Origin of the sequence: Roseobacter sp. MED193 (genome assembly GCF_000152965.1) — a bacterium.
In the GTDB taxonomy this organism is placed as follows: domain Bacteria; phylum Pseudomonadota; class Alphaproteobacteria; order Rhodobacterales; family Rhodobacteraceae; genus Pseudophaeobacter.
Genome location: NZ_AANB01000005.1, coordinates 125,453 through 139,205, shown reverse-complemented (window position 1 = coordinate 139,205; position 13,753 = coordinate 125,453). Strand labels below are relative to the sequence as shown.

The following is a 13,753-nucleotide window of genomic DNA, read 5'->3' as shown; positions in this document are numbered from 1 at the left end:
CCAAACACCTGGCTCGTTGAAACAGGAAGCCCTATTTCTTGGGGCCGTCGCGGGCGGCTTTTTCTTCTTTGGTCATCTTGTTGTTCCAGACATTGTTGCTCAACCCAAGCTCGCTTGGCATGGGTTTGGTTTTGCCAACGCTGACTGTTCCACCCTTGTTCAGAAATTCCTGAATAAGAGCGTCATCGGTGGTTTCTTTTGGAACATGTTTCATGCGGTCATTTCTTTCCTCTACCCCATATAACTGGGCAACAAAGCGATTCAGATCCAGCAGTGACAGGTCTTCAGCTGTCCCATTTTTTCTATCCGATTCCCGGGGCTTTCACCAGCATGCAGACCCTATGTGATCTCCGTGTGACCCCTTAGGGAAAAGCGCACAGCTTTGAGCAAGGGGAAACCAAACGGCAGAGCCTTGTCCCCCGCCCAGTTAGACCTCAAAAGCCTCCGGCTCCATCTCTTGCCAAAATGCGATGATCGCACTGGCGTTCAGAGCAGATCGCCAGCCATGGGCGCGAAAGTTTTCGCGTTCCAGGTCTTCGTCAAGGCTGGCCATGAATAGCTGCTTGTCTGCATCCCGCTGGGTAGGGTTTCGCCGCGAAACCAGGTCCTCCACCAGGTCAAGCAGGCGCGCGCGCCCTGCCCGCTCCGCCTGACGCGCCGCATATTCAGCCTCTTCTTGGGCCCGCTGCTGATCCCGCAGACGTGCGGCCTCAATCGCCTCCGGGCTGGGTTCGACCTTTGCCGGTGTTTTCTGAGGCTGGTAATCATCGCGCAGCGCTGCTGACAGATAACCAACCGAACTTTTGACCTGGGCCTGCTCCCCCATCAGCGACAGTTTCTGCTTCACATAGTCTTCCCCATGTTCGGTGATCCATTGCCGTGCCAAACGGTCAGAGACCCCCTGCCCACGCAGCGCCTTGTAAGTGGACAGATTGCGCATGCCATCGCTGTCATCGATCTGGAACATCGCCATCTGCGGGTTTGACTTGATCAGGAAACGGATTTCCGTAACCGCCCTGCCCTTTTTCTGGAACTCTGGCGTGATGATGATATCCGAGCTTTTGTTTACCTCTGCCACCGCCGGTTTGATGATCTTGGCGTTCAGATGTTTAAAGCTCTCGTAGTAGCTCGAGCCATCCACGCCCATCAGCTTCCGAAAGGTCTCAAGGCTCCACCAGCCCGTCGAGCGGGTGCGTACAAATCGATAGCAGTTTTCATAGAGCGCCAACCCGTGGCCGGAGCTGAAGTTGCGCTGGATATGCACATTGATCAGCGCGTAGATCTTGGGGTCGTGCAGTTTTTGCGCCAAGGCTGGCGAATAGGCATATTCGCAAACCCCATTCTTGAGCTTGGCAAAGGACAGCAGGGACGAGACCCCCCATTCCTGCCGCCCCTTCTCATCCAGCATATCCCATTCCGCCACCGTTTCGGCCAGGGCCCTTAGGCTGGCGCGCAGGGTGTCAAAATCATTGGAGTTGTAGCCAACGATGGTCGCCAAGGTCCGCGCATCGATTGTATGGCTCTGCGCCGTCGTCAGCGCATCATAGGCATTGAGCAGCAGCACATTGGACAGCTTCCGCTGCAACAGGCTGAGTTTGCCGCTGATATGAATTGCAGCCACATTCTTTTTCACTGTCTCCCGCCGCAACGGGCCAGAGAGAGAATCCATGTCAATCTGGGAATCGCTCATACCATTTGCCTGCTCGATTTTTTTGGCATCATGCCATATAAGGTACCTGCCAATCAATCAATGATAGGTTCCCAACATCGAACTTCTAAGGTACCCATATACAGGAAAGACCCAGGCCGGTCCGTTTTGCTTCGCGACTCGCCCAGCCACCAAATCGCCATAACGGGCCATACAGCGCACCTCAACCCGACCCCGCCACAGAGTCAATTCAGAGCCTAAACACCCTCTCAAGAGCCTAATATAGACTCTAAGCTCCATCCTGAGAATCGGCACCTTACATCCCGAACCAGGCAACCTACTGTCCCGCTACCGGGTACCTTTGATACCGCAGAAAGGTACCTTTAGACCCGTTTGCGGGCACCCAAAGTGGGCTAGAGAATTGAAATATATTACTATTTCCTGAATAAAGATTCTAAAATTACTAAAATACCTAAACATATGTTGTGCCTAATATTCTGATTTCAGACAGTTTCGTCGCGAAACCTGCGATTTTTACATCTCTTGGACAATAATTCATAACAATGCTGGATTGCTGCGGGGATGTCCGCTAGTTTCCCAGATATACGCCAAAAAGGCGAACATGATATGAGGCAATCCCATGAGCAAACCCACGTCTCCCGCCCTGCCCCCCTATCTTAATCTGGACCCAGAAGCGGCTGCGAAGAAACTGCCGCCCCCCATTGGCACAGCGCGCTTTGCCAAGGCCGCAGCGTTTTGCACAAAGGGCCGTGAGGATCTGGCGCGCCGAGGCTATGCCCCAGATGGGCAGAAACGTCTGCGAAAGTTTTCGACTTGGGAAATCACAAAGTACCTGATCCCCGTCGCCCCAGCCCATCTACGCCGCGTCTTAAAGGCCAATCCTGACCTGCCACAGGGAGAGGGCGAAGGCGGATCCAAATGGTTCACGCTGGAAGAAGTTCTGGCCCTGCGCCAGCATTTCGACAGCGAAGGTGTGAGCACCAAAGAATATGTGCCTTACCGCCCCAAAGGCCTGCCAGCCAAGGTCGTATCAGTGGCGAATTTTAAGGGAGGGGTAGGAAAGACCTCGACCGCTGCCCACCTGGCGATGTCCGCGGCTCTGGACGGCTATAAGGTGCTTGTGATCGATCTCGACAGCCAGGGATCCATGACCTCGATCATGGGGGGGAAGGTTGCGGATGAATGGCAAACGGTCTTTCCCCTGGTGGCGAAGGACTACGCCAAAGCCGTCACAGCTGAGAATGAGGTGCGCGCCGCTGCCGGTCAGCCTGAAATCCCTTTAGACGAAACCCTGCAAGAGGCGTTGAAGACCACGCCTCAGGATGTCATCCAAAAAACCCATTGGCCCAATATCGATCTTATCGGGGCGCAGCTCAATCTCTACTGGGCCGAGTTTCAAATTCCGGTCTGGCGCATGGGGCTGCGCAGCTGGCCGCTGTGGGATGGGCTGACCAATTTCCTGCAGGATGAAGATATCCTCGAGCAATATGATGTGGTCTTTCTCGATACACCGCCTGCGCTTGGCTATCTTACGATCAATGCCTTGGCGGCGGCAGATATTCTGCTGGTGCCGCTGGGGGCGTCTTATCTAGAATTCGACTCTACGGGGCGGTTTTTTGACATGCTCTATACCACCTTTGCCTCGATCGAAGACGGTGAAAATTCCGCACAGCGCGCGGCGGGGTTACCTGAAATCAAGTTCGAATGGGATGTAGTACGGGCCATTGTCACACGGTTTGACGCCAGCCAGCAGACCGATATGGCCAATGTGATCCAAGCCTACTTTGGTGATTTCATGAATGCCTACCGGCAAGACTACACAGCCTTGGTTGGTCAGGCTGGCGAGCAGGTGAACGGGATTTATGAGGCCGACTATCGGGACTTTAACCGCGACACCTATGTGCGAGGGCGGGAGACCTTTGATCGAACATATGCCGAGTTCAAAGAACTGCTGATCGGCTGCTGGTGGCGCGATGCAAATATGGGAGACGAACAGAATGGCTAAACGTAGAAGACTGATCGCCCCGGATGCCAGCGAGTTACAAGAGCTGGAGGAGGGTTTCGCGACGAAACCCTCGGCCAATCCGTTTGAAACAAAATCTGCGGTGCCCCCGATAGCCCAGGTTGCCGCCGAGGCCGCCAGTTTGAACAGTATGGCTGGGGTCACGGATCGGGTGGCGCTGGCCCATGACCAAAGCGATGCCGCCCGTTGGCGCGCGGCTGAAAAAGACGGCCTCGTGGTGCAGATGCTGGCGCTTTCTGACATCGATCAGGACTTTATCCGCCGCGACCGGCTGGTTGAGGACGCCGAGGCCATGGCGGAGCTGCAAGCCTCGATCAAAGAAAACGGTTTGCGCGCACCGATTGAGGTGGCCAAAACGAGCACGGGCTATGGCCTGATCTCTGGCTTTCGTCGCTTGCAGGCCTATCGCGCGCTTGCGGGCGGGGATGAGCGATTTGCCCAGATCCCGGCCTTTGTGCGCGAGGCCGACGCAGGGCAGGCGGCCTATGTTTCCATGGTCGAAGAAAACGAGGTGCGTGCCAACCTCAGCCATTATGAACGCGGGCGCATTGCCGTGCTGGCAAAGGGCCAAGAGGTTTTTCCCAGCATTGAGGCCGCGGTGGATGCGCTGTTTGCAGCGGCCTCCAAGGCGAAACGCTCCAAGGTGCGCAGCTTTGCCCTGGTGCATGAGGCCCTGGGCGATCTGTTGCAGTACCCAACCGGCCTGACCGAAAAGGCGGGGCTGGCCCTGGCAACCGCATTGCGGGATGGCCGCCAAGGCCAGTTGCGCGCTGCGCTGGCCGAGGCAAAATCACAGGACGCCAAATCCGAATGGGCGCTGCTGCAAAAGACACTAAAGGACGCAAGCGCCGCGCCACGTGACAGGTCTCGGGGGGGGCGTCCGCAGGAAATCACCCGGTTGCCAAGCCGTGATCTGCCCAAAGGTGGTGCGCTGAGTGCGGAGGTGTCATCCGATGGGCTGCGGATCGAGCTGAAGGGGAGGGTGATCAATGCCGATACGGCAGAGCAGATCCTGAAATTGATCGCCCGTCAGATTGGCTGAGGCTACACGCCGTTGCTTAGATCGGGGCTGCTATTTCTGATAGTAGTCCCGAAACCAGGTGACAAAGCGATCAATCCCCTCGCGGAAATTGGTTTGCGGCTGATAGCCCGTTAGCTTTTTCAACAGCGTCGCATCGGCCCAGGTGGCGGGCACATCGCCGATCTGCATCTCCATGTAGTTGCGAATGGCCTTTTTGCCGAGGCTGATTTCAATCGCGTCAATGAAATCCAGCAAGCGCACTTTCTCGGAATTGCCGATATTGACCACCCGGTAGGGCGCCACCGGAGACAGGCTATCGCCCTCTTCGATCTCTTCTTTGCTGGCCGGGCGCTGGGGCACCACGTCGATCAGCAGGCGGATACCGCGCACCAGGTCGTCGACATAGGTGAAATCGCGGTACATCTCACCGTGGTTGTAGATGTCGATAGGGCGTTCTTCGAGGATGGCATCGCCAAATTTGTAAAAGGCCAGATCTGGCCGCCCCCAGGGCCCATAGACGGTAAAGAACCGAAACATGGTGGTGGGCAGGTCCCAGAGATGCGCGTAAGAATGGCCCATGCTCTCGTTCGCCTTTTTACTGGCGGCATAGATGGTCAGTGGGGCGTCAGTGCGATCCAACTCGGTAAAGGGCATCACATCATTGCCACCATAGACAGAGGAGGAGGAGGCCATCAGCAGGTGTTCGACTTTTAACCGGCGGGCAGCTTCCATCACATTGAAGGTGCCCATCACATTGGTCTCTAGGTAAGATCTAGGATTTTCAAGGCTGTAGCGGACACCGGCCTGTCCGGCGAGGTGAATGATCACTTGGGGCGCAAATTCATCGGCCATGGCGTCAAAGGCTTGTGTATCCTCCAACATCGCTTCGGTGGCTGAAAAGTTCGGGTGTTGCAGCAGCATGGCATGGCGGCGCTGTTTCAGGGCGACATCGTAGTATTCCGTCATGCCGTCAAACCCATGCACACGAAAGCCTTCGTCCAGCAGCAGTTTGGCGAGGTGAAAACCGATGAAGCCGGCCGTGCCGGTAACAAGAACGCGTTTCATGTGATGTTTTTAAGTCCTGCGTTCGGGTCGCCAAAGGGGCCGCCCTGGTGATGATCGCGTTGCTATAGCACGACAGATCCCCCTGCGCGAGGGGGCAGGGGGATCTGATCACACTAGTTTGAAGTCAATGATTTTATTGAACTATCTGGAAAACAACGGGGCTCTTTGCCTTGGCTCTCTTGCCACAGACCGATGGAGCGACGGGTTTTGAAGCCAACCAAGCCATCGGCGCCGCCGACATCATGGTCCAGGGCCTCTAGTCCGCGCTGCATGGCAGCCACCTCCGAGCGGTAAAGCTTATCCAGGCCCTGCCAGGGGGCGGTGAAATCCCCGACGCCATATTGGATGCGGTCGCCAACATGGCCGACAAACAGCGCATAGAGGTCACTTTTGTTGTAGTCCTTCAGCACATAGAAGTTGGGCGTGACGATAAAGGCCGGCCCATAGCGCCCGGCTGGCATCATCAAAAACCCTTGCCCTGGACGTTCAGCTGCTGGGAACGGCCGGCCTGAAACCCGGGTGATGCCTAGGGCCTCCCAGTCGGCAATACTGCGCCCTTGATCCGGACCTTCGAGGCTGCACGACACCGAGGCTGGGACCTTTACCTCAAAGCCCCAGTCGCGGCCCTTTTGCCAGCCATGTTCGGCTAGGAAATGTCCTATGGACATCAGCGTGTCGGCCTCAGAACCCCAAATATCGGCGCGCCCATCGCCCGTGCCGTCCGCTGCATATTTCAGGAAACTGCTGGGCATGAACTGTGGCTGCCCCAAGGCGCCGGCCCAGCTGCTTTTCATGGTCGAGGCCTGAACATGTCCTGCCTGCGCAATCTGTAGCGCAGCGATGAGCTCTTGGCTGAAATAGTCTGCGCGGGTGCTCATAAAGGCCTTGGTGCCCAGCACCCGGAATACATTATGTGGGATCTTGGCCCGACCATGGGCGCTTTCACGCCCCCAAATTGCAATGACAATGCGGCCGGGTACGCCGGTTTTGGCTTCGACACGCGCCAGAGTGTCAGCGTGACGCTGCAACATTTGCCGACCCGTCGATGTCGCCCCATTCAGGCCGCCGCGGTTAAAGTACTTTGCCGGAACGCCAAATTCCGCCTGCCGTTGTTGGCGTGGCACCTGGGGCGTGCTGCCGGGCGGTACCAGATCGGGCAGATCCCAGTCCAAGGCCACGCCTGAAAATGCTGATTTAAAGGTCTTGCGGCTGACGCCCGCCGCCTTTGCTTCGGGCCAAATCTCCTGTTGGAGCCAGTTCTGAAACTGGCGCTCCACTTTGGCACGGTTTTGCGCCGGGGCGGGCAGGGGCAACAGCCAGAGGGCCATAAGCAGGATGAGAAAACGAGTGACCATGAAAACAGGCTCCGGCGCGCAAGGGGTAGCTGCTGCCAGCCTAGCGAGGTTGCGGAGAAATGCCACCCAGGCGTGAGCGGGTTTCAGCGCGTCGGGACAGGTGTAAAAGCGACAACAAAGCAGGCCCCGCTCTCGCCTGGGCGTAGTGAGATCTCGCCGCCATGGACGCTCAGCATATTACGCAGGATTGTCAGCCCCATGCCGGTGCCGCCCTGGTCGCGTTTGGTGGTGAAAAACGGGTCAAAAATCTGCGCGGCATTGCCGGGAGAGATGCCCTTGCCATCATCTGAAACGCTGAGCTCTAGCCCAGAGGGAGACCCCTGCGCAGCAATCACGACGCTTTGTGCCCCTTGTTCACGGGCGTTGTTCAACAGCTGCGTCAGGATCACCCGTAAGCCGCTTTCGCCGATCGGCAGTGAAAGCGCCGCGCCAGAGAAGGACAGGCCTAGATCGGCAAAATCCTCCCTGAGCCAGGTTCGAAGCGTGTCGAGTCTGGCGCTGCCTTGATGGGTCATTTCACGGGCGCGGGCAACTTCGCGCAGGGCCGTCAGTTGGTCCTCAATCTGACGGGCAGCCCCATCAATCTGTGCAAGCAGTTTTTGATCGTCAGGCGCGAGGGTGCCGCTGTCTTCGATCAACTCAGAGGCGGCGCGAATGGCGGAAACCGGGGTTTTGATCTCATGGCTGACGTGATCGGTGAAACTGCGGATAGTCATTTCGCGGTTGCGGAGATGATCCGCCATGTCGACCACATTCCTGGCCATCTCGTGTAGCTCTGCGGTTCCAGATTGATCAGGGGGATCAAGGGTTTGCCCCGGTTGGCTGCGGGTCTGAGCGGCATAGGCGTTGAGCGCGCGAATAGGCGAGAGCAGCAAGCGCACCAAGAGCCAGCCCAGAAAGGCGGTTGCCAGCAGGATCAGGGAGCCCAGAAGGGCGGCAGCATTGCGAAAGCCGATTTCAGGCCCCAGATAGCGGAGGGCAACCAACCCGATCAGGGAGAGCACCAGCGTGCCCGCCAACCCGCCACCCAGCACCAGCGCCAGAGACGGACGCCATTTTTGGACCAGTTGCGCCCGCATCAGCTCAACCCCCTCAGGCGAATGCCAACGGCATGCACCGTTTCAATTAGATCATTGCCCCCGGCCTGTTCCAGCTTGGCGCGCAGATTGCGCAGGTGGCTGTCCAGGGTCCGATCTGAGACCTGACTGCCCGCCCCCCAGATCTGAGAGATCAGTTCGGCGCGGCTGCGAATTTGGGCGGGGTCCTGCAGCAGCAGGGCAAGAATGCCCTGCTCGCGGGCGGTCAGTGCGATTTCCTGCCCGTTGATCTGGCAACGGTGGGCGCGCGGGTCCAAAGAGAGCTCCCCATGGGTCAAAGAAGTCGAAGCCTGCGCTTTCTGACTACGTTTCATGATGGTCCGGATGCGGGCCACCAGCTCACGCGGGCTAAAGGGTTTGGTGACATAGTCATCCGCCCCCAGTTCAAGACCCAGAATGCAGTCGACCTCATCGTCGCGGGCGGTGAGAAACAGGATCGGCACCTCTGAACGCTGCCGGATGCGGCGGCAGACCTCAAACCCGTCCAGTTCCGGCAGGCCAATATCCAGCACGATAAAATCCGGGTCTTCGCGGCTGGCATGCAGCAGCGCCTCTTGCCCGTCGGCGGCGGTCACCACCTGCCAGCCTGCGCGTTCCAGAGCGATGCGCACCAGGTCACGCAGGCGGGGATCATCATCGACCAATAGGATTTTCATCGCTCTTTGCCTTATCTGCGCTTGCGCCGTCAAAATTCAGCCCTGCATAAGAACTTACCCGCCAGGAGCGAAAGCCCCATTCGCGCCAGTTATCCTGTTCCGCAGAGATCTCCCAGCAGCTGTGATAGCCGGATGGTATTTTGAGGTCTGGATTTGCTTGCAGGGCAGTGTGGATACCACCAGAGGCATTTGGCCCGAGGGTGCACAGGTAGTAGAGGTCCAGCATCTGCGTTGACTTCATGCTGAGGTTCTGGGTGGCTATCACGCTGGCAAAATTGACAAACGCACAGATATAGAGCGTGCCCAGCCCCAAGCCGGCACACCGTAGCAGCAACCACCGGTTTGAACGCACTTTGAGAATTTGCCAGGCAGTCAGCATCAGGCCGACCACCACCAAACCGATCCAGATCATCGCGTAGAGCCGCAGGTAGGTAAGGCCAAAGCTGGCAACATAGAGATCAAGGCGCAGGACTGAGCTGAGGCCCAGCAGGGCATTCTGACCAAGCCAGAGCATCATCAGCGGTTTCAGGCTGGCATGACTGCCCAGATAGGGGCGTGCTGCCAGGGCAAATCCCCCAGCCAACATGGCGGTGGCCAGCAAAGGGTAGGCGCCACGATGGGCATAGGTCGCCAGGCTCATGCCCTCTGGCAAGGCCGCTCCGCCGATGAGGATGGAGAGATCCATCACGCTTTGTACTGCCAGGATCAGGTTGAACATGACCAAGGCCCTCAGCACAGATCCTGCATTGAGGCCAAAGCTAAAGCTCCTGCGCTCTTCGGGCTTGGCTGCTTTTGTGGGTGTGGATTTTTTGCTCTTTTGCGTGTCCTTTGCGCCTGTGTCGATGGGGCTGGGAAGCAGGGCCTTAAGAAATGCACGCAGGGCTGAAAGGGGCAGGGCGCGCAACAATTGCATCGCTGCTGCGGGTAGGGTCGCGAGGTGATCCTTGGATGATAGCTGCAGCCAGGCCACAGCAGTGATGAGGCCAAGAAGCTGAAACCCCATTGATAGAGCCTGATAATGTTCGATCACCGGCAGACTGGTGAGCAGCAAGAACAACAAGGCAGGTTTTATATGCCGCATATTGGGGGTGCTTAACAGGGCCGCTGCGCCAAACAGGGCCCAGCTGAACAGCGCCACGGAAATTCCGGGCGCATAGCCCCAGAACAGCCAGTCTGCCAGGGCCACCAGAACCACCAGCGCCAGCAGACCACTGCTGCCTTTGCGGCTTAGATCTGCCCAGTTGCGTTGCTCGGTTGGGCTGTCAGTGGGAGCTTCATCTGCGCTGTCACAGGACAGCCACCAGCCGTCGCGCTCAAGTGAAGCGGGCAGCCCGCGTATGATGTATTCACCTGTCATCGTCTGTTCCTCGTTTTTCATTTTCTTTGAAAGGACAGGGAGAGAGATGCCACAGGCCACGCGCAGGGCTTGCGCAAGAGATGTGCAGGAGTTGTGCAGATAGGCAGCGTCCCGTTCGGCGGGGAGACGCCCACGCGCGTTTCGCCTAGATTGCAAGCGGGGAGAGATGCGCTAGGGTAAAAGAAAACAGCGAGCAGAGATCATGAGTTTTTCTAAGAAAGTGACGACCCAAGTCTCCCGGCGGGCCTTTGGCTTTGGCTTTGCCGCCTTTGGGCTGGTAGCCTGTGGCAATGTCACCTCAGCCAATCAGCGGGTGAATTCAGCCAGTAGGCCTGTGGCGAAACCGGGCCTGCCCGCAGATCTGCAGCCGACGCCCAACGCGGGCTATGATAAATGGGTAGAGGGGTTCTACACCCGCGCGCAAGCAAAGGGCATAACCGAGGCAACGCTGCGCACGGGCTTTCGCAATGCGGGATACCTGCCCGGCGTGGTCAAGCGAGACCGCAACCAGACAGAGTTTAAACGCACATTGGAAGACTACCTGTCGATTGCCGTCTCGGATGAGCGGGTCAGCAAGGGGCGTGCGGCCTATCAGAAACACCGGAAAACCCTGTTGGCACTGGAGGCGAAATACGGTGTTGATGCCTCGATCATTGCGGCGATCTGGGGGCTAGAGAGCTTTTACGGTGAACGGCGTGGCGATTTGCCAGTGGTTTCGGCGACCTCAACGCTGGCCTATGATGGGCGACGCGGGGCGTTCTTTGAAAAACAGCTGATTGCAGCGCTGAAGATCCTGCAAAATGGCGATATCTCCGCCAACAAAATGACCGGCAGTTGGGCCGGCGCCATGGGCCATACCCAGTTTATTCCCACTTCCTATCAGGCCTTTGCGGTGGATTTCACCGGCGATGGGCGCCGCGATATCTGGTCTGAGGACCCGACCGATGCCCTGGCCTCTACCGCCGCCTATCTGGCGCGCAATGGTTGGACACGAGGCCAAAGCTGGGGACGTGAGGTGACCGGCGCAGCGGCGGCAGGGGCCTTGCAGCCGCAGGCGGGTGGGCCGAGCTTTGCGGTGACCGGGAACTTCAAGGCGATCAAGCGTTATAACAACTCCGATGCCTATGCCATTGGGGTTGGTCACTTGGCTGATCGCATCGCAGGTGGCCCGCCATTGCGTGGGAAGTTTCCACCAGACGCCAATGGGTTGACCAAGGATGACCGGGTTGCGTTGCAAACGCGCCTGACGGCCAAGGGTTTTGACACCGGGGGCGCTGATGGCGTTTTGGGACCCAAAAGCCAGGCGGCGATCAGCGCGTATCAGACCAGCATCGGCCAGCCCGCAACCGGCACACCCTCACAGGATCTGTTGCGGTCCTTGAAGTAAGAGCAAACGGTGCAAGACATCTAGGACAGAAAGGCGGCGACGCGAGCCGCCCTTCTGTTAGAACATCACGCTTGGCAGATAGGTGGCTATCTCTGGCAGAAACCAGATCAGCGCGACGGCTATGATCTGGATGAGGATAAAGGGCGTCACCCCCGCATAGATCTGACCTGTTGAAATCTCCTTTGGCGCCGCGCCGCGCAGGTAGAACAGTGAAAAACCAAAGGGGGGCGTGAGGAAGGAGGTCTGCAGGTTGATCGCAATCAGCACCGACAGCCAGACCGGGTCATGGCCCATGATGATGAGGGTTGGCATCACCAGTGGCAGTACAATGACCGAGATCTCGACAAAATCGAGGAAGAAGCCCAGCACAAAGATAAACAGCATAGAGAAAATCAGCGCCCCGGTTGCGCCGCCCGGCATCGCTGCCAACAGCTCTTGCACCCGGTCTTCGCCGCCCAGCCCGATAAAGACCAGCGAGAAGATCCCGGCCGACAGGATGGTGGCAAAGATCATGGCTGTCATGGTGAGGGTGGAGTTCAGCGTGGGTTGCAGAACTTTCTGGGTCACCATGCTGCGCAAAGCCAGGGCGATGGCGACCAGCCCTGCCACGGTGAGCCCCACATAAACGGCCCCCAAAGCATAGCTGCCAAGGCCGAGATCACTGCGTTGCAGCCGCACGGGGAACAACCCGGCGCCAATCGCGAGGAGAACCAGAGACAGCGTTCCTATCAGGATAACGCGGCGGTTGGCGCCGGATTTGACGGCCGCCATCAAGGCGGCTCCAATGCCGCCGACAGATGCGGCCTCAGTAGGGGAGGCAATCCCACTGAGAATCGCGCCGAGCACGGCGAGGATGAGCAGGATCGCAGGTAGGATCGCCTTGGCCACCTCAGACAGGGGCGGGCGCGCCATATCGGCGGGGGCAGGGGGCATGTCCTGGGGGCGGATCCAGCCGCGCAGCAGCACATAGAGGATGTAGAGCCCCACCAGTGTCAGACCGGGCAGCAGGGCAGAGGCAAAGATCTGGCCCACCGAAATGGTGTCGATGGTGAATTTGCCCTGTTCATACTGCGCCTGCTGATAGGCGTTTGACACCACATCAGACAGAATGATCAACAGGGTTGAGGGCGGAATAATCTGTCCCAATGTCCCTGCGGAACACACCAGCCCCGAGGCCACGCGCGGATCATATCCGGCCCGCAGCATGGTCGGCAGGGCGATCATCCCCATAGCCACCACCGTGGCCCCGACAATGCCGGTGGAGGCGGCCAGTAGCATCCCCACCAGGATGACGGAAATGCCCAGGCCCCCGCGCAGCTGGCCGAAGGAACGCCCCATGGTGTCGAGCATATCTTCTGCGATGCGGCTTTTCTCCAGAATGGCTCCCATCAGCACAAACAGCGGGATAGCGATCAACACGTTATTGGTCAGCAGCCCAAAGATCCGCTGCGACATCGCTCCCAGCAGGTTGATGTTCATCACGCCAAGCGACCAGCCCAGAATGGCAAAGAGTATGGCGGTGCCAGCGATCGAGAAGGCCACCGGAAAGCCAGAGAGAATGGCGACAACAAGCGCGCCAAACATGAGGATATCGAGATATTCAGCCATCACGGGTCTCGCTCTGGAACAGGATGCGCAGCACGCAGGAGAGCGATTGCAGCAGGACAAGGATGCAGAAGGCGGGGATCAGGCTTTTCAACAGGAAAACCGCCTTGATTCCGCCAACGGAGATGGGGCCTTCCAGGATCTTCCAGGCGTTTGTGACAGCGGGCCAGGACCAATAGATCACCATCACCATGGCGGGCATCAAAAGCAGCAGATGCCCAGCCAGATCAATGCGGTTTTTGCCAGAGGTGCTCAACCTGTCGTAAAAGATATCAACCCGCACATGGCCATCGTTCAGCAGGGTATAGCCAGCGCCCAGCATGAACAGGGTGGCATGCATATAGAGCACTGATTCCTGCGCTGCGATAGAAGAGTAGCCAAAGACATAGCGCGCGATCACGATCAGGAACTGCGCCAGCAACATGGCCAGCGCCAGCCAGCGCACCAGATTGCCCGTGGTCCGGCTGATGCCGTCCAAAACTGAGAGTATTCGCTGCATCTGCGCCTCAAATCCAGAA

The 13,753-nt window shown here is 58.1% G+C and carries 12 protein-coding genes; 3 read left to right on the top strand and 9 right to left on the bottom strand.

What is annotated here, in order from left to right:
• Positions 1 to 31: 31 nt before the first annotated feature.
• Positions 32 to 214, bottom strand: coding sequence for a hypothetical protein (locus MED193_RS00630; RefSeq protein WP_009807678.1), 183 nt, complete (start codon positions 212 to 214; stop codon positions 32 to 34).
• 213 nt (positions 215 to 427) lie between these two features.
• Complete coding sequence (locus tag MED193_RS00625; RefSeq protein ID WP_009807677.1) at positions 428 to 1,690, bottom strand: replication initiation protein; 1,263 nt, start codon at positions 1,688 to 1,690, stop codon at positions 428 to 430.
• 598 nt (positions 1,691 to 2,288) lie between these two features.
• On the opposite strand from MED193_RS00625, the gene MED193_RS00620 reads away from it, so the two are divergent.
• Both MED193_RS00620 and MED193_RS00615 read left to right on the top strand, forming a co-directional pair.
• Positions 2,289 to 3,674, top strand: a complete 1,386-nt coding sequence (locus tag MED193_RS00620) for an AAA family ATPase (protein WP_009807676.1) — start codon at positions 2,289 to 2,291, stop codon at positions 3,672 to 3,674.
• The gene (locus MED193_RS00615) at positions 3,667 to 4,734 is read left to right on the top strand and encodes a ParB/RepB/Spo0J family partition protein (protein WP_009807675.1); all 1,068 of its coding nucleotides are present in this window, start codon (positions 3,667 to 3,669) and stop codon (positions 4,732 to 4,734) included. Before MED193_RS00620 ends, MED193_RS00615 begins: the two co-directional genes overlap by 8 nt.
• Before the next feature lie 30 nt (positions 4,735 to 4,764).
• Here MED193_RS00615 and MED193_RS00610 read toward each other — a convergent pair whose 3' ends face one another.
• The 5 genes from MED193_RS00610 to MED193_RS22175 all read right to left on the bottom strand — a co-directional run bounded on the left by MED193_RS00610 (position 4,765) and on the right by MED193_RS22175 (position 10,243).
• Positions 4,765 to 5,778 (bottom strand): GDP-mannose 4,6-dehydratase, encoded by a 1,014-nt coding sequence (locus tag MED193_RS00610; RefSeq protein WP_009807674.1) that lies wholly within the window; start codon positions 5,776 to 5,778, stop codon positions 4,765 to 4,767.
• Positions 5,779 to 5,891: 113 nt separating this feature from the next.
• Positions 5,892 to 7,133: a lytic transglycosylase domain-containing protein gene (locus MED193_RS00605; protein ID WP_009807673.1), complete on the bottom strand. Its 1,242-nt coding sequence runs from the start codon at positions 7,131 to 7,133 to the stop codon at positions 5,892 to 5,894.
• Positions 7,134 to 7,216: 83 nt separating this feature from the next.
• Complete coding sequence (locus MED193_RS00600) at positions 7,217 to 8,212, bottom strand: HAMP domain-containing sensor histidine kinase (protein WP_009807672.1); 996 nt, start codon at positions 8,210 to 8,212, stop codon at positions 7,217 to 7,219.
• Positions 8,212 to 8,886, bottom strand: coding sequence for a response regulator transcription factor (locus tag MED193_RS00595; RefSeq protein ID WP_009807671.1), 675 nt, complete (start codon positions 8,884 to 8,886; stop codon positions 8,212 to 8,214). Before MED193_RS00595 ends, MED193_RS00600 begins: the two co-directional genes overlap by 1 nt.
• Complete coding sequence (locus MED193_RS22175; protein ID WP_198133839.1) at positions 8,864 to 10,243, bottom strand: DUF4173 domain-containing protein; 1,380 nt, start codon at positions 10,241 to 10,243, stop codon at positions 8,864 to 8,866. The genes MED193_RS00595 and MED193_RS22175 overlap by 23 nt, the downstream gene beginning before the upstream one ends.
• Positions 10,244 to 10,445: 202 nt before the next feature.
• Between MED193_RS22175 and MED193_RS00585 the strand changes: the two genes are divergently transcribed.
• Entirely contained in the window at positions 10,446 to 11,630 is a 1,185-nt protein-coding gene (locus tag MED193_RS00585; protein WP_009807669.1) for a lytic murein transglycosylase, read from the top strand.
• A 57-nt stretch (positions 11,631 to 11,687) separates the two neighbouring features.
• Here MED193_RS00585 and MED193_RS00580 read toward each other — a convergent pair whose 3' ends face one another.
• Both MED193_RS00580 and MED193_RS00575 read right to left on the bottom strand, forming a co-directional pair.
• Positions 11,688 to 13,238 carry a TRAP transporter large permease subunit gene (locus tag MED193_RS00580; RefSeq protein ID WP_009807668.1) on the bottom strand — a complete coding sequence of 517 codons (1,551 nt, stop codon included), beginning with the start codon at positions 13,236 to 13,238 and terminating at the stop codon, positions 11,688 to 11,690.
• Positions 13,231 to 13,734: a TRAP transporter small permease subunit gene (locus tag MED193_RS00575; protein WP_039965663.1), complete on the bottom strand. Its 504-nt coding sequence runs from the start codon at positions 13,732 to 13,734 to the stop codon at positions 13,231 to 13,233. The genes MED193_RS00580 and MED193_RS00575 overlap by 8 nt, the downstream gene beginning before the upstream one ends.
• Positions 13,735 to 13,753: the final 19 nt, after the last annotated feature.

Coding starts and splice junctions, on each gene's coding strand:
- MED193_RS00630 (WP_009807678.1), bottom strand. CDS start 214: ATGAAACATGTTCCAAAAGAAACCACCGATGACGCTCTTATTCAGGAA.
- MED193_RS00625 (WP_009807677.1), bottom strand. CDS start 1,690: ATGAGCGATTCCCAGATTGACATGGATTCTCTCTCTGGCCCGTTGCGG.
- MED193_RS00620 (WP_009807676.1), top strand. CDS start 2,289: ATGAGCAAACCCACGTCTCCCGCCCTGCCCCCCTATCTTAATCTGGAC.
- MED193_RS00615 (WP_009807675.1), top strand. CDS start 3,667: ATGGCTAAACGTAGAAGACTGATCGCCCCGGATGCCAGCGAGTTACAA.
- MED193_RS00610 (WP_009807674.1), bottom strand. CDS start 5,778: ATGAAACGCGTTCTTGTTACCGGCACGGCCGGCTTCATCGGTTTTCAC.
- MED193_RS00605 (WP_009807673.1), bottom strand. CDS start 7,133: ATGGTCACTCGTTTTCTCATCCTGCTTATGGCCCTCTGGCTGTTGCCC.
- MED193_RS00600 (WP_009807672.1), bottom strand. CDS start 8,212: ATGCGGGCGCAACTGGTCCAAAAATGGCGTCCGTCTCTGGCGCTGGTG.
- MED193_RS00595 (WP_009807671.1), bottom strand. CDS start 8,886: ATGAAAATCCTATTGGTCGATGATGATCCCCGCCTGCGTGACCTGGTG.
- MED193_RS22175 (WP_198133839.1), bottom strand. CDS start 10,243: ATGACAGGTGAATACATCATACGCGGGCTGCCCGCTTCACTTGAGCGC.
- MED193_RS00585 (WP_009807669.1), top strand. CDS start 10,446: ATGAGTTTTTCTAAGAAAGTGACGACCCAAGTCTCCCGGCGGGCCTTT.
- MED193_RS00580 (WP_009807668.1), bottom strand. CDS start 13,238: ATGGCTGAATATCTCGATATCCTCATGTTTGGCGCGCTTGTTGTCGCC.
- MED193_RS00575 (WP_039965663.1), bottom strand. CDS start 13,734: ATGCAGCGAATACTCTCAGTTTTGGACGGCATCAGCCGGACCACGGGC.